The organism is Corynebacterium sp. HMSC078A10 (assembly GCF_001811565.1).
Lineage (GTDB): Bacteria > Actinomycetota > Actinomycetes > Mycobacteriales > Mycobacteriaceae > Corynebacterium > Corynebacterium hesseae.
Genome location: NZ_KV805217.1, coordinates 55,552 through 76,273, shown reverse-complemented (window position 1 = coordinate 76,273; position 20,722 = coordinate 55,552). Strand labels below are relative to the sequence as shown.

Here is a 20,722-nt window from a genome sequence, read left to right as displayed (position 1 = left end):
TGGGTGAGGAATTCTGCCCCGGTCATGCGCCCACCGTTAGTGAGGTTGAGTTCGATGTCGTCCCCGTCGCCGTTGATGATCTGGTCGAGCTCGTTGAGGGTGACGATGACTTGGGTTCGTACGGCGGGTTTGGAACCGGTGCTTTCTTTGAAGAAGATGTCGTTGGCGGCTTGAAGGAGGTCGGTGGTGTTGGTGGATTCGAGTACGCCGCGCATGTTGGCGATCGTGGTGGCGTCGTCAGTGATGGAGAGTGTGTTGGGGCCTTGTTCCCGGTAGGTGATGCGCACGCCTGGTTTGGCTATGCGTTTGGAGCGGAGTTCTTTCAGTCGTGTGGCGGCGACGGTGGGGATGCGGTGTGCGGGGGTGGCGGCGAGTTTGACCCTTAGGTTCCAGGCGTCGAGGGTTTTCTTCACCTTCGCGGTGTAGGACTCGATGAGGGTAAGGGTGCCGAGGCTGTGGCGTTGTTGAAGGGCTGCGGTACGGGCTTTGCGTTGTTTGCCGCTAAAGCGGGTGGGGCCGAAATAAACCTGGTTAAGGTTTGCAAGTTCGGCAGCATCGGAAGCAGAAGCACCGAGCGCGCGAAGCTCATCGGGTGAGCCAGGAATGTTTTCCACCAACGCAATCCCCGAATTGCGAAGGCGGATGTAGATTTCAATATCCCCCATGGCCACAGAGACTAAAACAGCACCGTGGGCCCCGCAACCGGAGGGACAAAATTCCTGGTTAATGGGGCTGGTACGAGAAAAGCCCCTAGATTGAGTTGGTTGGTTCGCATACCAATTGAACTCGCCATACGCTGCTGCCCAACCTTTCTCCTCTCGGTAAAGCCGGTCGAAACGAGATCCTCCTGAGACCATTTCGCACAGCCTCGCAGTAGGTTCGCTATCGGGGATAGCGGGCATGGGTAGCCCATCAGCTTGAGCCCAAACCGACCTGACAGCACAGCAGTTTCCGGTATGCTCGGCGCACATGCTCGGAAAGGATGACACCATGAAGATGGCCCCGCGCCACCGTCAGCAATTGCCACCGCTTCCGATGGTCTCGGCCAAGCTCGGGGAGCGGTTGGCCAGCCACGTGTTCGTGGAGGAAGGCCGGGAGTTGCTTCCGGAGTTGCAGGCCTTCCGCCGCGATATGCACCAGAACCCGGAGGTGGGGCTGCACCTGCCGCGCACCCAGGAGAAGGTGCTCGAAACCCTTAATGGCCTACCGCTGGAGATTCATCTGGGCCGTGACCTCAGCTCGGTCGTCGCGGTGCTGCGCGGCGGCAAGCGCGGCGAGCGCCCCGTGTCGGTGCTGCTGCGCGCGGACATGGACGCTCTTCCGGTGCGTGAGCAAACGGGCAGCCCGTTTGCCTCGACGAATAGCAACATGCATGCCTGTGGCCACGACCTGCACACGGCGGGGCTTATCGGCGCGGTGAAGATGCTGTGCCGCCACCGCGAGGAGCTGTTGGGCGATGTCATCTTCATGTTCCAGCCGGGCGAGGAAGGCCCAGGCGGCGCGCAGCCGATGATCGATGAGGGCGTGCTCGACGCCGCCGGCCGCCGGCCCATCGCCGCCTACGGTCTGCACGTCGGCCCGCAGGATAAGGGTACCTTCCACCATATTGCTGGCCCAATGATGGCCTCGTCGTCCAATCTGGGGATCACCGTCTACGGCAAGGGTGGGCATGGCTCGCGCCCGCACGATGCTATCGATCCCGTTGCGGCCCTCGCGGAGATCCAGATGGCGCTGCAAGTGGCGCTGACCCGGCGCTTCGATGCGAACTCGCCGATTGTCATCACGGTGACCAACCTGCGCGCGGGCGACGGCGCGGTCAACGTCATCCCGGACAAGGCGGAGTTGGGCGCGACGGTGCGCGTGCTTCGCGACGAACACATCGACGCCGTCCGCCAAATGATCATCGAGGTCTCGAGCTCCGTGGCGGCTTCCCATCGTTGTACCGCGAAGGTGGACTTCGAGGTCCTGTACTCGGCCACCAAGACCTCACCGCGCGAGGACCAGTTCGCGGCGTCGTTGTGGGCGGGTATGTTCGGCGCGGAAAACGTGCTGACCATGGATACCCCGATGATGGCCTCAGAGGACTTCGGCGCGGTGCTCGCCCAGGTGCCGGGCACGTTCATGTGGTTCGGCACGGGGGATCCGCACACCCCGGAGCACATGCGCGAGTGGAACCATTCACCGCAGGTGCGTTTCGATGATTCCGTTCTGGGAGACCAAGCCGCAGCCCTGGCGGCGGTGGCCTTTGAGCGCCTCGCCGCCGAGGACGCCCACCCCTCGCCGGCCACGAAGGCTATGCGTGCGCCGGTGCAGGGGACAGGGGCGGATGCGCAGCCGCCTTCTTCCGCAGCGCAATAGTGCCCCAGATGGTGGCTACCCACTCGGCGAGCACGACGACCATGCCGGCGAGGAGGGGCCAGATGGCGTCGTCGAGCGCAGTGCTTAACGACGGGAAGAGATTCTTCGTGGCGTGCACCGCGATGGCGATAATGAGCCAGCGTACCGGCTGCTTCTGGGATAGGCCATAGGCGCTAAGCCCAGCGAACAGCGAGTGGGAGAGCGGGTTGGAGGCCAGGCGGATGACGCCTGCCCCGATCGCCCCGGCGGTATCCGAATCGAGGTTGTCCGCCGTCATGCGCGCGAAGGCGGTGGCGTCCTCACCCACAGTAAAGCCGATACCCACGGCCACGCCCACAAGGACGTAGTCGAGCCAGCTGCGGGGCCGGATGACGAAGGCGCAGATAAGCAGCACGCCGAGGAACTTCAGCACCTCCTCGATGAGCGGCGCATACCCCGCAGCGCCCAGCCACTCTAGGCCCGCGCGGGCGAGGAGGTGGGACATGTTCGTGTTGAGTTCCACCGCGAGCCCGGAAACCGCGAACCCCCACACCACGCCGTGCGCAATTCCCGGCCGGCGGCGCAGGAAGAACAGCGTGAGGGAGACGAGTACGGCGGCGAAGATCACGGCGGCCAGAGCACTTGCGGGCAGGAAGGGCTCGCCCGCGTAGTGGAAGGCGGTGACGGCCAGCGCGCCGAGGGTCAGCAGGTAGTACAGGTACTTCATGCGTCCTCCGGCTGCACGCGGTCGGCGAAGTCACGTGCCTTTGGTCCGTAGATGTGGAGGAAGGAGATGGTGTTGTTGTGCCGCTGAGACAGCGTGATGCCGTCGCCGTCCTCGACGCGGTAGAGCTCGGCAGCCTGGGTGGTGATGGGGGCGTCGGTCAGCGCGCTGGTCCCGTTGAAGGAGCGGTGCTGGCGCGGCAGGTACGTCTCGACCTCGCGGGAGGAGCTGCCTTCCTCAGAAATGATGGTCGCGCTCCCGCAGTTCCAGGTCTGCGAGGAGGCGTACGGATCCTCCGGGCACTCCAGTCCCGGGATGCCGCGCACGGGGGTGGTGTCGGGAGTGGGGTCGGGGAGGAGGGCGTCGGCAAGCGGTACTGCGGCGAGGACGCCAATGCAGGAATAAATCAGTGTGTTTCTCATGCTTTCGACCCTAAGAGCTGCGGTTTTGCGCCGGTATCCTCCGCAGGGAGGATTTTGCGGAGTTTGACAATGCTGATAATCATGGCCACCCACAGGCCGATGAGGATGAGGAAGGTGGGGAAGATGGGCCATAGGGCGTCGTCAAACGCGGTAGAGATAGACGGGCCGAAATTAGCCGTGAAGTGCACCGCCATGGCGATGAGCAACCAGCGCACCGGTTGCCGGCGGGAGAGCCCGTAAGCCGCGATTGAGGTGAAGAAGGAATGCATGAGCGGGTTCGCGATGAATCGGGCAAGGAGCCCCAGAAGCGTTCCCTTGAGATCAGAATCGAGGTTCTCCAGTGTCATGTTGGCGTAGTAGATGGCGTTCTCGGTCACGCTAAAGCCCATGCCCACGGCCACGCCGACGAAGACGTAGTCCGCCCAGTGGCGGGGCCGGATGACGCAGGTGCAGATGAAGACGACGCCGAGGAATTTAAGGACTTCCTCGTTAAGCGGGGCGATTCCAGCGATGACCAGCCAGTCCGGGACCGTACGGATGAGGAGGTGGTTCATGCACTCGTTGAGCGAAGCCGCGACTCCGGCGACCGCAATACCCCACACCACCCCGTGCGCAATGCCGGGGTGCTTGCGCAGAATCAGCAGCGTGAGACCAATGGCCACGGCCGCGTACAACACCGCGGCGAGCGCACTTGTGGGCACGAAAGCTCCGTGGGAGAAATCATAAGCGACGTACACCAGCCCGGCGGCGGTGAGCAGCTCGTACAAAGTCTGTGTTCTTCTCATGCGGTTTAGGCTATGAACCGTGCCCGGGGTGCCGGTATCCTCCGCAGGGAGGATTTTCCGGAACGCAGGGAGAACTATCGTGGCAACCATGACGAGAAAGACGCGACCACTGTGGATCACGGTGCTGCTCATTCTGCTCTGCGTGGTGGCGGATTTGGCGGCATGGATCCCCCATATCGAAAACTTCGAGGGGACGGATCAGGAAGCCCTTGTTTTGGGCTTGATGGGTCTATTTAGCTTCGCCACGTGGATTCTGCTGCCCTTCGCCCTGCACCACTCACGGCGGGAGCGCAACATCCACGAGGAGTACCCCGGCCACCCGGTGGTGCTGATTGTGGCTCTGCTCGTCCTGGTACTAGGCGGGTTTCGCCCACTGTCGCTGTCAGTGCTGGTGGTGTTGATTTCAATCATCTCGCGCGGCCGACTGCGGTGGTCCCTGGCGGGGACGGCGGTCTTCGTGGCCTCGTGTGTGACCGTTATCTCTGTGCCTTACATTCGGATGAACATCTTCGATCCCTTTGGTTACGTGTTCTATGGAAGCCTCTTTCTCATCGTTGCTTGGATTACGGGCTCGGTGCGCGCGCAGCGCCGCCAGCGCGAGGTCACGCTGGTGAGCCTGGCGGAGCTCAACGAGGATCAGCTGCGCTCGCGCGAGGAGCGCGCCCGCCTGGAGGAACGCAACCGCATTGCCCGCGATATCCACGATTCCCTTTCGCACCGGCTCAGCCTTATTTCCGTGTACGCGGGAGGCTTGAGCTACCGCAAGGACGCCGACCCGGAGCGGGTCGCCGAGGCGGCAGACACCATCCAATCGGAGGCCAAGGCCGCCGTGGAGGACCTGCGTGGGGTTATCAAGGCGCTGCGCGTGGATGACCGGGTGGATCCGCGCGCGAGCATCGAGGAGCACATCGGGCGCGCTCGCGCGGCGGGGACGAAGGTGCGGTATAAGAAGGGGGACGTCGATAAGCTGAGCACACTAGCCGCCCACACACTGGGCCGCGCCGTGCAGGAGGGGCTGACCAACGCGCGCAAGTACGCGCCGGGGAAGAAGGTGACGCTCACCGTGGAGAACGAGGAGGATAAGGTGCGGGTGACCATGCAGAACAAGAAAGTGGCTGCGCAGCCAGAGTCCGGTGGCGGCAACGGCTTGTTGGGGCTGGAGGAACGCGCCCGGCTGGTGGGAGGTACTTTCACAGTGCTTGACGACGCCTCCACCTTCACCTGGGTCCTCGAACTACCGGAGGAGGCACGCGCGTAATGATTTCAGTGGTATTGGTCGATGACGAGCAGGCGCTGCGCCGCGGTATCCGGTTCATCTTGGAGGGCGCCGCGGACATTGAGGTCGTGGCCGAAGCCAGCAATGGGCGCGACGGCGTGGCCCGAGTGCTGGACCTGCAACCGGACGTCGTCCTCATGGACATCCGCATGCCCGTCATGGATGGCATCGAGGCAGCCGGGAAACTGCGCGCGAGCGCGCCGGATATCCCGGTGGTCATGCTTACCGCCTTCGATACGGATGAGTTCATCGTGGATGCGCTGCATGCGGGCGCTATGGGCTTTCTGCTGAAGACCATCGAGCCGGAGGGCCTAGTCTCCGCGGTGCGGGCCGCCGCCACGGGGCAGCAGCTTTTGAGTCCGAAGGCCCTGAAGAACCTGTTGGCGCTCAAGCACCCCGAGCCCGCGCCGACAGAACCAGAGGCGCCTGGACCTCGCCCGCTGGAGGGCTTAAGCCAGCGCGAGAACGAGGTGGCGCAGCTGGTGGCCCAGGGCCTGGACAACCAGGAGATCGCGGGGCAGCTCTACGTGTCAGTTACGACGGTGAAGACCCACATCAAGCACATCCTGGACAAGCTGGGCGGCATCAACCGGGTGCACATCGCGATTGCGGTGTTGGAAGCGCGCTAGCGCCGGCGGATAAACGCGGAGGCGAGGCCGAGCAGCGCGATGACGATCACGATGATGGACGCCGCCGGCCAGTACTGGGGGTAGTACTTCAGCGCGTAGCCGAAGACCTGGCTGTCGTTGAACTGGCGGGCAAGTGCAATGGGCATCCACCACAGCTTGGTCAGCGTCAGGATCGCGCCCAAGAGCCCGGCGATGATGCGGCCCGGCCTGCGCAGGAAGAAGCTGGCCGCCACGAGGAGAACACCAACAATCGTGAGTGCGAATAGCAGAGGCGTATCCACGGCGAGCGGCGAGCCATTGATGAGGAACTCGTGGTCCACTTCGTGCTGTTCGATAAGCGTGTAGCCGTCGAGGACGACATCGTCGGGGATGCCCACTTAGGTCTCCTTCTGTTCAGAGTTCGGGTCGTAGCCATCGGCCCAGGTATCGGTGTCGAAGTCGTAGTCTACATTCTCGCCCTTTTCATCGGTGCGCTGGTACCAGTCCGTGTAGCGGTGGGCTGAGGAGTCGAAGTCGGAGCCGGCACCGCGGCCTTCGTCGGCGTGCTCGACGGTGAGCTCGAAGTCATCGCCGTGCTCCTCGATGCCGCGCACGACGGCGTTTTCCACCGCGGCGCGCGCGTAGGCGCGGCGGATGAACATCGGGTCGGATCGCAGGTCCTTGATGAAGGCCACCATCATGAACAGTAACACCAGACAGAACGGGAGCGCCGAGAGGATGGTGAGGTTCTGCAGGCCGGTGAGCACGTCCTCGCCGCCGGTGAGCAGCATGACGACTGCAATGCCCATCATGCACAGTCCCCAGAAGATGACGATGAACTTGTTCGGCGCGGGATTGCCCTTGGAGGACATGGTTCCCATGATGACCGATGCGGAATCGGCAGAGGTGATGAAGAAGACCGCCAGCACCACGATCAGAACAAATGGTGTGATGCTGCTCAGCGGCAGGTGGTCAAACATGGCGAAGAGAACCTGCTCGCCGGAAGCGGAGCCATCAAAGTTGGGGAGCTCCTCGCGCTGGAAGGTGATGGCCGTGCCGCCGAAGATGGTGAAGGCCAAAATGAGGATGAGGGAGGGCGCGAAGACGGTGACGGCGGTGAATTCGCGCAGCGTGCGGCCACGGGAAATGCGGGCGACGAACATGCCGACGAAGGGCGTCCACGCGATCCACCATGCCCAGTAGAAGGCGGTCCAGTAGGACTGGAATTCGATGGTTTCATCGCCCCAGGACAGGCCCTTGGCCATCATGGGCAAAAGCTGGTCGATGTAGGTGACGATGCCGGAGGGCACGAGGTTGAGCAGGAGCAAGGTCGGGCCGGTGAAGAAGACAAAGATGACCAGGCCGAGCGTGAGCGTGATGTTGAAGTTGGACAGGTAGCGCACGCCGCGGGAGACACCAGAGACCGCAGAGATGATGAACCCGCACCCCAGCACGGCGATGATCGCGATGAGCACGGCATTGGTCAACGGACCTGCGCCGCGGATGATGGAGACTCCTTGGCCGATCTGGATAGCGGAGAGCCCCAGCGTGGCGGCGGTGCCGAAGAGCGTGGCGACGAGTGCGAGGATGTCGATAAGCTTGCCCAGCGGCCCGTCGGTATCGCGGGAGCCAAACAGGGGCTTGAAAATCGAGGACACCAGCGGGACGCGGCCGCGGCGGTAGGAAGAGTAGGCGATGGCGCCGCCGACGAGGGCGTAGGCCGCCCAGGGAGAGATACCCCAGTGGTAGTGCGCCTGAGCCATTGCTTGGTGGAGGGCTTCGACGCTGTTGCCGTCGACAGTGTGGGGAGGCGGGGTGATGTAGTGCGACAGCGGCTCCGAAGGACCGTAGAAGAAGATGCCGACGCCGATGCCGGCACCGAACATCATGGCCACCCAGCTGAACCAGCCGAACTCGGGTTCCTCGTCATCGGTGCCGAGTTTGATGCGGCCGAGGCGGGAGCAGCCGATGTAGAGCATAGTGACGACGGCCATCATCATGGTGATGTTGAGCAGCCACCCGGCGTTGGTGATGGCCCAGGAAAAGGCCGTGGAGGAGGCGGCGGAGACGGACTCCGGTGAGGTGATGCCCCAGATGATGAAGGCTACGACGAAGGTCGCAGTGCTGAAGAAGGTGATTTTATCGAGGGTGAAAGCGTTGCGTTGATCCTCCACACCGATTCCGAGAACCAAGCCCGGGTGCATGTTGTGGGGATAGAGGCCAACGGGTGGACCGGTAGATTTTTCGAGTGTTCACCCTCACCATTATCGCAGGTGCGCGAAATGACAGCGTTGTGAGCTAGGATGAAGGCACTTATTTCTGCGTCGATTGGAATGCCATGCCGCTGCCTAATTTTGATGAGAATGTCCGTGAGCTGGAGGAAGCCTTTGCCCTCTTCGAACTCGTGGAGGAACACGTCCTCGACCCGAACCTGCTGTTCACGGTGAAATAATCCGCCTCTTCTGTGCGCCCGCGAGTACTCCGCGGCGGGTGCGCACTATGAGGTCATTGACGCATTTCCGCTGCGGTGATCTTCTCAATGAGTGTGTCCAGCTCCGCGCGGCTGGGCTGTGAGAGCGGGTTGACCACGCAGAAGTCGAGGAGGAAGTAACCGGCGGTTTGCAGAGCCGTGTGGCGCTGCCAGAACTGGCTGATATCGGAGTGGTTGGTGGCAAGTGATTGGATGCTGCGGCGCTCCGAGAGCAGCTCGTAGTGCAGGTCGCGGCGCTGCGCCAGCGCTTCCTCCGGGGTCTTGATAAGCAGGGAGCCGAGCAAGGCTGCCATCGCCTCGAAGCAGCGCGTTTGCAGGCGGTAGTGGTTGGTCATCTGGGCCCGCGGTTTCCACAGCCACAAGAAGAGCATCGCCACGACCACGGAGAGTCCAATCTCCGCCATGCGCGAGCCGATGGTGTGGGCCAAATGCTCCGAGGAGTTGCCCATCAGCAGTGCCAGCGGGGTGGAGAAGATAACGCACAGCGCGTAATTCTTCACCACCAGAATCTCCGCGCAGAACTGGCAGAAGGCCAACGCGAGCACCAGCCCCCAGCCGTGCGGGCTGAAGGAAGCGATGAGAGCGAAGAGGCACACGCCCAAGACCGATCCCAGCATGCGCTGGATGCCGCGAATCGTCCCCGGCACCCGGTCGGGGCCCCACTGCAAGACCAGGAGCACCGACACCGCGCCCCAGTCCGGGCGGTTAAGCCCCAGCGCCAAGCCGATGAACGCGGTGACCAGGCCGCCGAGCGCGATTTTCTCCGCCGTCACCACCGCGTGGGAATTGCCTACCGCAGCGCGGTAGAAGCGGTAGCGCATCGTCGGCTTGGTGTGCGGGATGGCGGTGCGGTCAGGGTCGACGTAGGTGGGGGAATCAGAGAGTTGATCCGAGTTGCCGCCCACCTGTTTGTGGTGCGCCACGATACGCTGTTGCGCGGCCAGCGCGCGGTGGACCAGCTCCGCCTGGGCGGGGCGGCGGATGCGGCGACCGCGAATGACGCCGGCGTCGGCAAGCGCTTGCCAGGCGGTGGAGATAGCGGATTGCGCCTGGTGGTGGCGGGCCAAGAAATCGGTGTCCGAGTGAAGGAAGGCATCGGCGGCCTTCTCTAGCGCGGCTACCGCGCGCGTTTCCGGGCCGTGCGGATCCCTAAAGCGCGGCACCATGCCCAGCACGTAGCCTGCCGCCACGCCGGCCAGGCTCCACGCGGCCACCTCCCACGGGGAGACCCCGCGCAGCATGGTGGAACCACCGGCCACCATCACGATGAAGAAGGAACCCGGCGGTGGCAGCCGCAGCGCATTCTGCACGAACGCGCCGGTCGTCGACAGAGCCACCGTAAACACCGCGGACAGCGCCAGGCCATGCACGCCGACCAGGGAACCGGCCGTAGCCGCCAGCGTGAGCAGCCCGCCAGCGGTGAGGATCACGCGGCGCCGCGTGCGGTAGGGGTGCCCCTCGCCGTAGATGACGGAGAAGGCGCCGGCGGAAATGAGCAGCACCGCATCCGGGTGGCCCGTTAAAACAGCGATCCCGCCGGGGATAATGATCGCCAATGCCGCGCGCAGGGCACCGGGCCAACGGCGCGCGGAGGTGTTGAAGGCGGTAAAGAGCTGAAGGGCGTTAGGGCGTTGCGGCAGTGGGTGTTCCATATCGGGAGAACACCTTACTCGCTTCGCCGCGCTCGACCAGCCGGCCGTCCTGCAGGACCGCCACCGTGGGGCACAAGTGGCGCACGACGTCGATGTCGTGGGAGACAAAAACCAGCGTCATGTCCTTCGTCACGCGCTGCAGCAGCTCCAGGACCTGGGCCCGAGAGGTGGCGTCCAGCGCCGAGACGGCCTCGTCCGCCAGCAGAATATCCGGCTTGCCTACCACGGCGCGCGCCAGCGAGATGCGCTGGCGCTGCCCGCCGGAGAAGTCCCGCGGATAGCGCTCGAAGCCTTCGATGCCGACCTCCCGCAGCACGGCCTCGGCCTCCTCGCGGGTCCCGCCGCCCTCGGCCACGATCTTCCAAATAGGCATGCGCGGGTTGAGCGAGGCTTTGGGGTCTTGGAAGACCATGTGCACGCGCTTGGCGACGTCCACCGTTCCCGAGGTCGGCTCCGCCAAACCGGTGAGCAGCTTGAGCAGCGTGGATTTGCCGGAGCCGGAGCCGCCGACGATGCCGAGGCGCTCGCCCTCGCGGACGGTGAGGGAGACGTCGTCCAGCGCGGTCACCCCGCGGTAGGTCTTGGTCACGTTTGTGAGCGTGATGACGGGCTCGCCCAAGGTAGGTACGGGTGGTGGGGTGAGATCGGGCGTGGTGACCTCGCCGATGCGCACGACGCGGTCGCACACGCGCTTGACGACATCCTGGTCATGGCTAATAAACAGCAGCGCGGTGTCCTCGTTGTCCGCGGCTTCCACGATGGTGGTCAGGATTTCTTCCTGGGTGAAGGGATCCAGCGCGGTGGTCGGTTCATCGCAGATGAGGAGCTTGGGGCGGCGGGCCATGGCCATCTCGATGAGTGCGCGCTGGCGCTGCCCGCCGGAGAGCTGGTGCGGGAAGCGGTTGAAGCCGGGCACCTTCATCAGCGGGTCGAGCGCGGTCATGGGTTCTTGAAAGACCATGGCCAGCGGTAGCTTGCGCAGGTCGCGGTCGCGCATGCCCAGCAGCTCCTGGCCGTTGAACTGAATGGATCCGGTGGCCTGCAAGTGATCGGGCAAAAGCCCCATGATGGCCAGGGCGGTCAGGGACTTGCCGCTGCCGGAATCCCCGACGAGGCCGACGCGCTCGCCGGGAGCGATGGAAAAGGAGAGGGGGCCAACAGGGCCCACGCGCAGATCAGTGACGGTCAGCATGGCTTCCTAGAAGGTTGAATCCGAGGACGGTGCCGGCGATGGCCAGCCCGGGCCACAGCGCCTGGAGGGGGTGGGTGGCGAGGAGGGGCTGGGCGTCGTGAAGCATGCGGCCCCACGAGGCGGTCGGCGGGGCAGTGCCCAGGCCGAGGTAGGAGAGACCGGCTTCGGCGAGGACGGCCAGCGCAAAGTAGACGGAAGCCTGGATGGCCACGATGCCGCCGAGGTTGGGCAGTACGTGGCGCCACGCGATGAGCGCCGGCGGCACGCGCGAGATGCGCGCGGCCGCGATATAGTCCTGCGTCATGATTTGCAGCGTGCCGGAGCGCGTGACCCGGATGAAGGAGGGGATGCCGGCGATGCCGATGGCGATGGTGGCCGTGAGCGTCGAGGAGCCCCACACCGCGCCGGCGACGATGGCCAGCAGGAGCGCGGGGAAGGCGAGCAACAGGTCGGTGGCCGCCATGATGAAACCTCCACCGCGCATCCCGGCGACGATGCCGAGCGGCACGCCGATGAGTGCGGCGATAGCCACCGCCACGACGCCCACCAGCACGGTGACTTGAGCGCCGGCGAGGATGCGGGAGAAGGTATCGCGCCCGAAGCGGTCGGTGCCCATGAGATGCTCCAGGCTGGGGCCGGCCAGGCGGTCGGGAGAGATGAGGTTGGGGTCATAGGGTGTCCACACCAGGGAGACCAGCGCAAGCAGGATGGTCAGGCCCACCAGGATATAGCCGGGTTTCATCGCGCCTCCTTCAGCCGCGGGTCGATGACCCGGTAGGCCAGGTCCGTGAGCAGGTTGACGGTCAGGGTGAAGGTCACGAAGACCATGATGAGGGTCTGGACGGTGGTGAGGTCGCGGGTGGAGACGGCGTCGAGAAGCAGAGAGCCCAAGCCGGGGATGACGAAGACGTTCTCGATGACCACCGCGCCCACCACCAGGGTGCTCAGCTGCACGCCGGTGACGGTGAGTACGGGCAGGGCGGCGTTGCGTAGGCCGTGGCGGATCAGCGCCCCGGAGCGGGATTCACCCAGGGAGCGGGCGGTGCGGATGTAGTCCTTGTCCATTTCCTCGCGGAGGGTGGCGCGCACGTAGCGGGTGAGCATCGCGCCCTGCACCAGCGCCAGCGAGATGACCGGCAGGACCAGGTGGCTGAGTCCCTCGCGCGGCAGCTGCCAGCCATTCGCCGGCAGCCATCCCAAGTGCACGGAGAACACGGCGACCAACAAGATACCGACCAGGAAGCTGGGTACCGCAATACCCAGCTGCGTGGCGGCGTTGAGCACGGGGAGCCTAAAGCGGGCCAGCAGGATGCCCATGGGGATAGCCCCGGCCAAGGCTAGGGCGATGGCCAGCCCGATGAGCAACAGCGTAACCTGCGCGCGGTCAATTACGAGCGGGGTGATGTCCTGCTGCGAGGACAGCGAGACGCCGAAATTGCCGGTCAACAGCCCTTTCATCCACTCCAGGTATTGCACGATGAGCGGGCGGTCCAGGCCCATGGCGTGGGTCAGCTCCGCCACGGATTCATCGGTGGCGTTAACACCTAAGGCCACGCGCGCCGGGTTGCCGGGCACGGCCCGCATGAGCAGGAAGATGATGATGGAGGCGGCCCACATGGTGCCGAGGAAGCGCAGGAATCTCATCGCACACCTTTAAGCTCGATGGCATCGGTGATCTGGTTAGGCTGTAGGCCGGTCAGGCCCTCGCGGTAGAGCACGATATTGGGCATGTTCATCAAGGTCAGGGCGGGCATGTCCTCCATAATTTGGTCCACCGCACCTGTCATGTCATCTTGCTCCAACAACGTGCGGGTCTGCGGCGAATCATAGCTGATGTAATAGTCCGGGGCGCCAAAGATGGTGGGGATATCGCGCGGTTCGACGTGCGCGACGAGCGACATCTGATAGTCCTTCGCCCCCATGACTTGGCTCAGCCACACGGCGGGGAACTCCGCGGTTTCCAGCGTGACCTCGAATCCCATCTCCGTCAGCTGCGAGTAGAGGAACTCGGAGAGTGTTTGCGTATAGGGCAGGCTTGGCACGGTGAGCGTGAGCGGCGTGCCCACCGCCCCGGCCTCTTCCATCAGCGCGCGGGCGCGCGCCGGATGATAAGGGTAGTAGTCCTTTCCACTAAACCAGGGATCGGTCGGCGGGACGGGCGCTCCGCCGGTATCTTTCGCGCGGCCCTCCCAGAGGATCTCGTTGGCGGCCTGGCGGTCGATGCCATAGGCCACCGCGCGGCGCACGCGGGGGTCGTCGAAAGGCGCTGCCTGGTTATTCATGGACAGCAGCACCTCGCCGTTCGTGGTGCCGACTGCGGTTTCGATGGAGTCATCGAGGGTGTCGAGCAGCTCGGGGTTCTGCACGCCCCACACGGCATCGACCCCGCCGGAGCGCAGGGCGTTAACCGCGGTGAGGGAATCCGGGAAGTAGCGGATGGTGATGTCTTCCTTCGCCGGGGTGCCCCAGTAGTCGGGGCGGGCGCGCAGCGCGATGTACTCGTTGGGGGAGAAGCCGGCGACGGCGAAGGGGCCGGTGCCCACAGCTTCAGTGGGCGTGCGCATGGCGCCGATGACGGTACCCATGGACCATAACCAGCCGGCGGAGGGGCGGGATAGCTCGACGACGAGCGTGTGATCATCCACCGCCGTGGCGGATTCCACCACGTCCATCTGCTTCTTGAGCCCGTTGGTCCACTCTGTTTTCACCGCGTTGATGGACCACGCGGCGGTGTGTGCGGTGAAGGCCTCGCCGTTGGAGAAGGAGGCCTCGCGCAGGTGGAAGGTGTAGCGCGTGGAGTCCACCTCCCAGGATTCGGCGAGGCCGGGCACAATCTCTCCCTCAGGCGAGATGCGCACCAGTGTCTCGTAGACGTTGCTCATGAGTGCGGCCGGGATGGCGGCGCCGCCGACGGTGGTGAAATCCAGGGACGTCGCGGGCGTCGTCGTGGCCAGCGTCAGCGCGGAGGAATCAGAATCAACAAGCGCCGTGGAACCGGCGGAGCAGGCGCTGAGCGACGCCCCCAGCACCACCCCCAGCGCACCTAACCAGGCCTTCATCCTTCGGACAACTTGACCTCGAGCGGGGAGGTGGTGCCGCGCACGCTCGTCATGCCAAGTGTGAGGCGGTCCCCGAGGTACAGGATTTCGGTGCACTCGACGGGATGCCCGGAGTGATCCGAGATGTCGAGGTGCAGGCGCCACAGCGGGGAGGCGGGCTCCACGTTGAGGGAGCGCGCATCCTCCTCACTGGCAGAGACCAGCGAGAGCTCGCGGTTGACATTGTCGAATTCCACGCCTTGCTTGCGCAGGTGATCGTGGATGGACTCATTATCGGCATCGAAGTTGAGGATGTGGCTGCCCACGTCCACAGGGAAGAACATGCGCTCGATGGCGATGGGCATGCCATTGGCGCTGCGCACGCGGTGCACAAAGATAACCGGGGAGCCGGGCTCTACCCGCAGGAACTCGGCCTCCCTTTCGGTAGCGGGACAGCGGCCCAGCCACCGGGTGGAGGCGCCGGGCTCGAATCCGCGCTCGCGCAGCCAGTGTGTCACGGAGTAGATGGAGTCGAAGGACTCCGAGGTGAAACGGCCGAGAACGACAGAGCGGCGGCCGCGGCCGGAGGAGATGAGGCCCTCCGAGCGCAGCGCCGCGACGGCCTGGCGCACGGGACCGCGGGATGAGGAGAATTGCTCGCACAGCTCGGCCTCGCTGGGCAGAAAATCACCGGGAGAAAGCTTCTTGCTGCGGATGAGATTGCGCAGATAGTCAGCGATAATACTGTGCTGCTGTGTACCGCGAAGGGCCACGGTGATGCTCCTCTATGTAGAAAACGCTGTGATGGACAGTGACGTATGGAAGCGCGGATGCGCGAGGGCGCGTCCGCCTACAGCTGCCACGCTTGAGCCAGGTTAACCATGTTACCCAAGGCGGCCTCGTGGCTTGTGGATTGCAGGGAGATCATGAGCTCATCCGCCTGGGCTAGCGTCTGGAATTCCGTGAGGTAGTCGAGCACGTGCTCGATACTGCCGACGGCGGAGTACTTCAGCATGCCGATGATTTGCTGGCCCTGCGGGGAATCGATGATGCGGGCAACGTCGGCGTCGCTGAGCTGCTTGCCACGACCCGCAAAGGCCTTGACGCGGCGGAAGCAGACCTTTTCAAATTCCTCTTCGGCGTCCTCACCCGCGGTGACGTTGACACCCGCGATGACATAGGGCTCCGGGTGGGCTTCGGAAGGCTGGTAATTCTCGCGATAGTAGGCCGTGGCTGCCTCGAGGTGTTGCGGGGCGAAGTGCGAGGCGAAGGCATAGGGAAGCCCGTACTTGGCGGCGAGCGAGGCGCCGAAAAGCGAGGATCCCAGGATGTAGATGGGGACGTTGGTGCCGTGGCCGGGGATGGCCTTCACACCGGGGATGAGGGACTTTCCGGAGAGGTAGCCCTGTAGCTCCTTGACGTCCTCGGGGAAGCGTTCGGCGGCGTGGCCATCGCGGCGCAGGGCGCGGCCCAAGGTCTGCATGTCAGTGCCGGGGGCGCGGCCCAGGCCGAGGTCGATGCGGCCGGGGTAGAGCTCGGCGAGGGTGCCGAATTGTTCGGCGATGACATAGGGCGCGTGGTTCGGCAGCATGACGCCGCCGGAGCCCAAGCGGATGCGCTCGGTCTTCGCGCCGATGTGTGCGATGAGCACCGCCGGGGAGGAGGAAGAAATGGAGGGCATGTTGTGGTGCTCGGTGTACCACATGCGCTTAAACCCCAATGCCTCCGCGCGTTGCGCCAGCTCGACCGACCTGGCCATGGACTGGGAGGGAGATTCCCCCGGGTAGATGGTGCAGAAATCGAGGACGGACAAAGCGGCGCGGGACGTCATGAGCTACTCACTTTTCTTCGACGAGCCTGTAGATACAACGTCGATGATAACGCCGATGGCAAATGCGAGGAGCGTGGGAACCACCCAGCCCAAACCAACGTCTTGGCCAGGGGCGAAATCAAGCGGGGCGCCGAAGGATGTGGCGGCGGACCACAGCACGGAAACCCACAGCGCCAAGCGGAAACCCCAGTAGAAGGTGACCCACTTCTTGACCACCGGTTGCAGGAGGGTCAGCGCAATCAGCGAGATAGCCGGCGGGTACAAGAACACGATGAAGGGCACCGCGATGGCAAGCACCGTGTCAAGGCCCTGGAAAGCGAAGGCGATGGACAGCGCGGTAAACAGGCAGGCCCACAGGTGGTAGGTGGTCTTCGGCACAAGGAGGGCGAAGAACTCCGAGGTGGCGGAAATCAGGCCCACGGCGGTGGTCATGCACGCCAGGATGACGATGGCGGAGAAGACGGCCTGGCCGATGTTGCCCATGGTGAGATTGGAGGCGTCGGCAAGCAAGGCGGCGCCGGACTCATAGGAGGCACCGTTCGGCATGGTTTGGCCGATCCACGCCAGCCCCAGGTAGATGGCGGCGAGCAGGGCGCCGGCGATGACCGCGGAGAGAATGGTTCCGCGCAGCAGCTCACTGTTCTTGGAAAAACCCTTGGAGCGCAGGGAGGTCACGATGACGATGGAGAAAGCCAGGCCCGCGATGGCGTCCATGGTGTTATAGCCCTCAAAGAGGCCGGTAACGAAGGGTGCGGAGGCATACTCTTCGGTTGGGGTGCCGGGCATGCGGGGATTCGCCACGGTAGCGAGGGTGATGAGGACCGCGAGCAGGATGACCAGCGCCGGGGTGAGGAACTTGCCCAAGGTGTCGATGATGTCATTCGGGCGCCAGGCCAAAGCCAACGCGATAAGGAAGAAGACGACGTTGAAGGCGCCGTTGGCGAAGGTCCCCTCCCAGCCCAGCAGCGGGGTGATGGCGGTTTCCATGGACACCGCGCCGGTACGCGGCAGGGCGTAGAAGGCACCGATGGCCAGGTACGCAATGACGGAGAAGGCCACGCCGAAGATCTTGCCGCCGTGGTTTCCGATATCCCGCACGGACTGGCCGGAAATGGCCACCGCGACCACAGCCAAGACCGGCAGCGCCACGCCGGCGGCGAGGAAGCCCAAAGTGGCGGGCCAGAAGTTGGTGCCGGAGGAGACACCGACTTCCGGCGGGAAGATGAGGTTGCCCGCTCCAAAGAACATGGAGAAAAGCATGAGTGAGGCAACGATGACGATGCCGATGGGAGAACCCGTCTTCGAGGCGGACTGAGAGGGAGCCTGAGCGTCATTAATGGACATTTTTCTAAGAATAATGCCCATGACATGAGATGTAAACTCTAGCTGAAGGCCTTCTCCAGCCGGTCCAGCGCTTCTTCGAGCAGCTCGCGGGAGGTGGCGAAGTTCAAACGCGCGTGGTGCTCGCCGCCCGTACCGAAGGTCACGCCCTCGTTGAGAGCCACCTTGGCGTGCTCGCGGACCCACGCCGCGGGCTTCGGGTCATCACCAATAGCGGTCCCGGAAAAGTCCAACCACAGCAGGTAGGTGGCCTGCGGGTGGGAAGTCTTTAGGCCCGGCACGCGCTTGGGCAGCTCCTCCACCAGCCAGTCGCGGGTCTTCTTCAGGTACGTGATCTCCTCGTCGAGGAACTCCCCGCCGTCGCGGTAGGCGGCCTCCGCCGCCAGAACGCCCAGCGTGCCGGTGCCGTCCTTGGCCACACCGGTCAGCGAATTCCAGCGCTCCACGTCCACGGAGTTGGAGAAGATCACCTGCGCGCACTTGAGGCCCGCGGTATTCCACGCCTTGGACGTGGCGGTGACGGTGATGACGCGGTCGGACAAGGAACCCAGCGGGATGTGGCGGCCCTCGTAGATGAGCGGGGCATGGATCTCATCGGAGAGGATACGGGCATCATACTTATCCGCCAGTTCCACGAGCCCCCGCAGCCAGTCCTCGTCGAAGACGATGCCCAGCGGGTTATAAGGGTGGGAGAGCAGGATAGAGCCGGCGCCAGCCTTAAAGGCACGCTCGATATCGTCTAGCTCCAGCGAGGTCTCTATCTTCTCGCGCCCCGCGGTCTCCGGCAGCTCCAACAGCGGCGGGTAAGACGGAACCGGTACGGCCACCGCGCCCTCAGTAAAGTACTGCACCCCGAGCAGCAGCCCGCGCACGACGTCCCCAATCCAGAAGACGTGCTGTGGGCGCCAGCCGTAGCGCGATTCATAGAAATCCGCCAGGGCCGCGTTGAGCTCGGAGGCCTTGGGGGCTGGGGTGTAGCCGAAGGATTCGGCGTCGACAGCCTCCTGTATTGCTTCCTTCACCGCGGGGGCGGTGAGGAAGTCCGATTCAGCGATCCACAGGGGAATGATGTCCTCGTCATAGACGGTCCACTTGCGGGTGCCGCGGGCACTAAGTTCTTTCAGGCTAGGGAAATGCATGCGCCCCACCTTACTCGTCGTTGGGCTGCACAAATCCGTATTTTTTCAGCCGCTGGCGGTCGGCGGCGGAGGCGGATTGGGTCAAACGCAGCAGCTCGGCGTAGATGCCACCGGACTGCGCCAGCTCGGCCGGCGAACCAATTTCGGAGATGCGTCCGTGGTCGAGGGTGATGATGGTGTCCACGTCCGCGATGGTGGACAGGCGGTGCGCGATGATGAGCGTGGTGCGGTCCTTCATGAGCTCGTCCAGACCGGCCTGGACGGCGCGCTCGGCCTTGGTGTCCAGCGCCGAGGTGGCCTCGTCGAGCACGAGGATGGGGGCGTCCTTCAGCATGGCGCGCGCCACAGCCACGCGCTGCTTCTGCCCGCCGGAGAGCTTGAGGCCGCGCTCACCGATGACGGTGTCGTAACCATCGGGGAATTCCTCGATGAAGTCGTGCGCATTGGCGCGCTTGGCGACGTCTAAGATCTCCTCCATCGTCGCCCCCGGCTTGCCATAAGCGATGTTTTCCTTGATGGTGCCGGAAAAGAGATAGGACTCCTGGAAGACCACGCCGACCGAGGCGCGCAGGCGCTCGGCGGTAAGCTCTGCGGCGTCGTGCCCGAGCACCGTCAGCTTTCCCTCCGTGGGCTGGTACAGGCCCAGCAGCAGGTTGACCAAGGTGGACTTGCCGCCGCCGGATTCGCCGACAAGCGCGACCTTATGGCCCTCTTGGGCGGCGAAGGAAATATCGGCGACGACCGGCTTATCCGACTCATAGGAGAAGGACACGTCCTCGAAGGCAAAGACCGGGCCTTGCGTTGGGCGCAGAGGCTCGGCCGGGGTGAGATCGAGCTCGGGGACGTCGGAGGTGCCAGCGGCGGCGACCAGCTGCGGGTTTACCGTCGGTTCCGGGGTTTCCTCCATGACCTTGAAATAGTCCTTGGATCCGGCGATGGCGCGCTGGCTGACATCCACGATCCAGCTCATCATGAACACCGGCTGCTTGGCCATGTTCACTAGCTGCAGGAGCATGACCATGTCACCGATGGAGAAGTGGCCCTCCAAGGTGCGCCAGAAGATCAGGCCATAGATGCCTAAGAAGATCAGCGCCATGGCCGCGCCGCGCGCGGTATCCATGGAATGCCACCACCGCGATTGCGGCTTCGTCGTGTCCACCACCGTGCGGTAGCGCGAACTGAAGGAGGCCAACTCGCGGGCCTCGGCCACGAAGGACTTGGTCACCTTTACCTGGCCGATGACCTCCGCGAAGCGCCCATTGGCCACGTCGATGTTTTCGTTCTTGATCCCCTCATACTTCTGCCAGCGCTCCGAGGTCAGCGCGGTGAGCCACATATAGATGGGGAAGAGCGCTGCCAGCAAGATAGCCAGCGGCCAGTAGTACACCGCGGTGATGACCAACACCGCCGCGGCCTGGATCAGCATGACGAAGAAGTTATTGGAGAAGGACTGCAGGAACTGCGTGATATTCGCAATCGAGCGATCCAAACGCGCGATGATGGTGCCGGTGACCTGGTTGTCGTAATAGCCCTGCGGCACGGAGAGCAGCTTGGCAAAGTAGCGCGTGGACAGAATCTGGCGCAGGCGCGCCACCATGACATCGCCGATATAGCCGCCGATGTTTTTCACCACGTTGCCCAGCGCATCCGCCACAAAGAGCGCGACGACCCACCAGAGGATGGTGCGCAGCGGGCCTCCTGCGACGACGGTGTCGGTGGCCTCGCGGAGGATGAAGGGAGTCAGCAGCGAGAGAATCGCGGTAACTGACGCGGTGATTAGGACGCCGAGATAGAACTGCCACAACGCAGACGCGCTGCGGACGATGCGGAGAATAGAGTTCATCGTCGGCCGATGTTACGCCCTTAATAGGAATATCCAACCCGTC

At 64.1% G+C, this 20,722-nt stretch carries 18 protein-coding genes and 1 pseudogene; 3 read left to right on the top strand and 16 right to left on the bottom strand.

Annotated features, from left to right (window positions below; genetic code table 11):
* Positions 1 to 665: pseudogene (locus HMPREF2808_RS09120) on the bottom strand (HNH endonuclease); the annotation flags it as partial.
* Between the two features lie 325 nt (positions 666 to 990).
* On the opposite strand from HMPREF2808_RS09120, the gene HMPREF2808_RS09115 reads away from it, so the two are divergent.
* Positions 991 to 2,358 (top strand): M20 metallopeptidase family protein, encoded by a 1,368-nt coding sequence (locus HMPREF2808_RS09115; protein ID WP_070624507.1) that lies wholly within the window; start codon positions 991 to 993, stop codon positions 2,356 to 2,358.
* Here the strand turns inward: HMPREF2808_RS09115 and HMPREF2808_RS09110 are convergent.
* The 3 genes from HMPREF2808_RS09110 to HMPREF2808_RS09100 are packed head-to-tail and all read right to left on the bottom strand — an operon-like array spanning position 2,294 to position 4,268.
* Positions 2,294 to 3,064, bottom strand: coding sequence for a PrsW family glutamic-type intramembrane protease (locus HMPREF2808_RS09110; RefSeq protein WP_070624506.1), 771 nt, complete (start codon positions 3,062 to 3,064; stop codon positions 2,294 to 2,296). The two genes, HMPREF2808_RS09115 and HMPREF2808_RS09110, sit on opposite strands and share 65 nt — an antisense overlap.
* On the bottom strand, positions 3,061 to 3,483 hold the full coding sequence (locus HMPREF2808_RS09105; RefSeq protein ID WP_070624505.1) for a hypothetical protein: 423 nt from the start codon (positions 3,481 to 3,483) through the stop codon (positions 3,061 to 3,063). Before HMPREF2808_RS09105 ends, HMPREF2808_RS09110 begins: the two co-directional genes overlap by 4 nt.
* Positions 3,480 to 4,268 (bottom strand): PrsW family glutamic-type intramembrane protease, encoded by a 789-nt coding sequence (locus tag HMPREF2808_RS09100; protein WP_083309055.1) that lies wholly within the window; start codon positions 4,266 to 4,268, stop codon positions 3,480 to 3,482. Before HMPREF2808_RS09100 ends, HMPREF2808_RS09105 begins: the two co-directional genes overlap by 4 nt.
* An 88-nt stretch (positions 4,269 to 4,356) precedes the next feature.
* On the opposite strand from HMPREF2808_RS09100, the gene HMPREF2808_RS09095 reads away from it, so the two are divergent.
* On the top strand, positions 4,357 to 5,526 hold the full coding sequence (locus HMPREF2808_RS09095; protein ID WP_246818554.1) for a sensor histidine kinase: 1,170 nt from the start codon (positions 4,357 to 4,359) through the stop codon (positions 5,524 to 5,526).
* Positions 5,526 to 6,173 carry a response regulator gene (locus HMPREF2808_RS09090; protein ID WP_070624503.1) on the top strand — a complete coding sequence of 216 codons (648 nt, stop codon included), beginning with the start codon at positions 5,526 to 5,528 and terminating at the stop codon, positions 6,171 to 6,173. The genes HMPREF2808_RS09095 and HMPREF2808_RS09090 overlap by 1 nt, the downstream gene beginning before the upstream one ends.
* On the opposite strand, the gene HMPREF2808_RS09085 is transcribed toward HMPREF2808_RS09090, so the two are convergent.
* The 12 genes from HMPREF2808_RS09085 to HMPREF2808_RS09030 form a co-directional block, all read right to left on the bottom strand.
* On the bottom strand, positions 6,170 to 6,550 hold the full coding sequence (locus HMPREF2808_RS09085) for a cell division FtsX domain-containing protein (protein ID WP_070517895.1): 381 nt from the start codon (positions 6,548 to 6,550) through the stop codon (positions 6,170 to 6,172). The genes HMPREF2808_RS09090 and HMPREF2808_RS09085 overlap by 4 nt on opposite strands.
* Positions 6,551 to 8,356 (bottom strand): BCCT family transporter, encoded by a 1,806-nt coding sequence (locus tag HMPREF2808_RS09080; RefSeq protein WP_070624502.1) that lies wholly within the window; start codon positions 8,354 to 8,356, stop codon positions 6,551 to 6,553.
* A gap of 301 nt (positions 8,357 to 8,657) precedes the next feature.
* Positions 8,658 to 10,295, bottom strand: coding sequence for an FUSC family protein (locus HMPREF2808_RS09075; RefSeq protein WP_070624501.1), 1,638 nt, complete (start codon positions 10,293 to 10,295; stop codon positions 8,658 to 8,660).
* A complete protein-coding gene (locus tag HMPREF2808_RS09070; protein ID WP_070624500.1) occupies positions 10,267 to 11,487 on the bottom strand; it encodes an ABC transporter ATP-binding protein in 1,221 nt (406 codons plus the stop codon). The genes HMPREF2808_RS09075 and HMPREF2808_RS09070 overlap by 29 nt, the downstream gene beginning before the upstream one ends.
* Positions 11,471 to 12,229, bottom strand: coding sequence for an ABC transporter permease (locus HMPREF2808_RS09065; RefSeq protein ID WP_070624524.1), 759 nt, complete (start codon positions 12,227 to 12,229; stop codon positions 11,471 to 11,473). The genes HMPREF2808_RS09070 and HMPREF2808_RS09065 overlap by 17 nt, the downstream gene beginning before the upstream one ends.
* Entirely contained in the window at positions 12,226 to 13,131 is a 906-nt protein-coding gene (locus HMPREF2808_RS09060) for an ABC transporter permease (RefSeq protein ID WP_070624499.1), read from the bottom strand. Before HMPREF2808_RS09060 ends, HMPREF2808_RS09065 begins: the two co-directional genes overlap by 4 nt.
* On the bottom strand, positions 13,128 to 14,546 hold the full coding sequence (locus HMPREF2808_RS09055; protein ID WP_070624498.1) for an ABC transporter substrate-binding protein: 1,419 nt from the start codon (positions 14,544 to 14,546) through the stop codon (positions 13,128 to 13,130). The genes HMPREF2808_RS09060 and HMPREF2808_RS09055 overlap by 4 nt, the downstream gene beginning before the upstream one ends.
* Positions 14,543 to 15,298: a GntR family transcriptional regulator gene (locus tag HMPREF2808_RS09050; protein ID WP_070624497.1), complete on the bottom strand. Its 756-nt coding sequence runs from the start codon at positions 15,296 to 15,298 to the stop codon at positions 14,543 to 14,545. The genes HMPREF2808_RS09055 and HMPREF2808_RS09050 overlap by 4 nt, the downstream gene beginning before the upstream one ends.
* 77 nt (positions 15,299 to 15,375) lie before the next feature.
* Positions 15,376 to 16,356, bottom strand: coding sequence for an LLM class flavin-dependent oxidoreductase (locus tag HMPREF2808_RS09045; protein WP_070624496.1), 981 nt, complete (start codon positions 16,354 to 16,356; stop codon positions 15,376 to 15,378).
* Positions 16,357 to 16,359: 3 nt separating this feature from the next.
* Entirely contained in the window at positions 16,360 to 17,700 is a 1,341-nt protein-coding gene (gene brnQ, locus HMPREF2808_RS09040) for a branched-chain amino acid transport system II carrier protein (RefSeq protein WP_070624495.1), read from the bottom strand.
* 38 nt (positions 17,701 to 17,738) lie between these two features.
* Entirely contained in the window at positions 17,739 to 18,836 is a 1,098-nt protein-coding gene (locus tag HMPREF2808_RS09035; protein ID WP_070624494.1) for a MalY/PatB family protein, read from the bottom strand.
* 10 nt (positions 18,837 to 18,846) lie between these two features.
* On the bottom strand, positions 18,847 to 20,679 hold the full coding sequence (locus HMPREF2808_RS09030; RefSeq protein ID WP_070624493.1) for an ABC transporter ATP-binding protein: 1,833 nt from the start codon (positions 20,677 to 20,679) through the stop codon (positions 18,847 to 18,849).
* Positions 20,680 to 20,722 lie beyond the last annotated feature (43 nt).

What these genes read in the sequence shown, in the direction of transcription:
- HMPREF2808_RS09115 (WP_070624507.1), top strand. Translation starts at nt 991, where the DNA reads ATGAAGATGGCCCCGCGCCACCGTCAGCAATTGCCACCGCTTCCGATG.
- HMPREF2808_RS09110 (WP_070624506.1), bottom strand. Translation starts at nt 3,064, where the DNA reads ATGAAGTACCTGTACTACCTGCTGACCCTCGGCGCGCTGGCCGTCACC.
- HMPREF2808_RS09105 (WP_070624505.1), bottom strand. Translation starts at nt 3,483, where the DNA reads ATGAGAAACACACTGATTTATTCCTGCATTGGCGTCCTCGCCGCAGTA.
- HMPREF2808_RS09100 (WP_083309055.1), bottom strand. Translation starts at nt 4,268, where the DNA reads ATGAGAAGAACACAGACTTTGTACGAGCTGCTCACCGCCGCCGGGCTG.
- HMPREF2808_RS09095 (WP_246818554.1), top strand. Translation starts at nt 4,357, where the DNA reads ATGACGAGAAAGACGCGACCACTGTGGATCACGGTGCTGCTCATTCTG.
- HMPREF2808_RS09090 (WP_070624503.1), top strand. Translation starts at nt 5,526, where the DNA reads ATGATTTCAGTGGTATTGGTCGATGACGAGCAGGCGCTGCGCCGCGGT.
- HMPREF2808_RS09080 (WP_070624502.1), bottom strand. Translation starts at nt 8,356, where the DNA reads ATGCACCCGGGCTTGGTTCTCGGAATCGGTGTGGAGGATCAACGCAAC.
- HMPREF2808_RS09075 (WP_070624501.1), bottom strand. Translation starts at nt 10,295, where the DNA reads ATGGAACACCCACTGCCGCAACGCCCTAACGCCCTTCAGCTCTTTACC.
- HMPREF2808_RS09070 (WP_070624500.1), bottom strand. Translation starts at nt 11,487, where the DNA reads ATGCTGACCGTCACTGATCTGCGCGTGGGCCCTGTTGGCCCCCTCTCC.
- HMPREF2808_RS09065 (WP_070624524.1), bottom strand. Translation starts at nt 12,229, where the DNA reads ATGAAACCCGGCTATATCCTGGTGGGCCTGACCATCCTGCTTGCGCTG.
- HMPREF2808_RS09060 (WP_070624499.1), bottom strand. Translation starts at nt 13,131, where the DNA reads ATGAGATTCCTGCGCTTCCTCGGCACCATGTGGGCCGCCTCCATCATC.
- HMPREF2808_RS09055 (WP_070624498.1), bottom strand. Translation starts at nt 14,546, where the DNA reads ATGAAGGCCTGGTTAGGTGCGCTGGGGGTGGTGCTGGGGGCGTCGCTC.
- HMPREF2808_RS09045 (WP_070624496.1), bottom strand. Translation starts at nt 16,356, where the DNA reads ATGACGTCCCGCGCCGCTTTGTCCGTCCTCGATTTCTGCACCATCTAC.
- brnQ (WP_070624495.1), bottom strand. Translation starts at nt 17,700, where the DNA reads ATGTCCATTAATGACGCTCAGGCTCCCTCTCAGTCCGCCTCGAAGACG.
- HMPREF2808_RS09035 (WP_070624494.1), bottom strand. Translation starts at nt 18,836, where the DNA reads ATGCATTTCCCTAGCCTGAAAGAACTTAGTGCCCGCGGCACCCGCAAG.
- HMPREF2808_RS09030 (WP_070624493.1), bottom strand. Translation starts at nt 20,679, where the DNA reads ATGAACTCTATTCTCCGCATCGTCCGCAGCGCGTCTGCGTTGTGGCAG.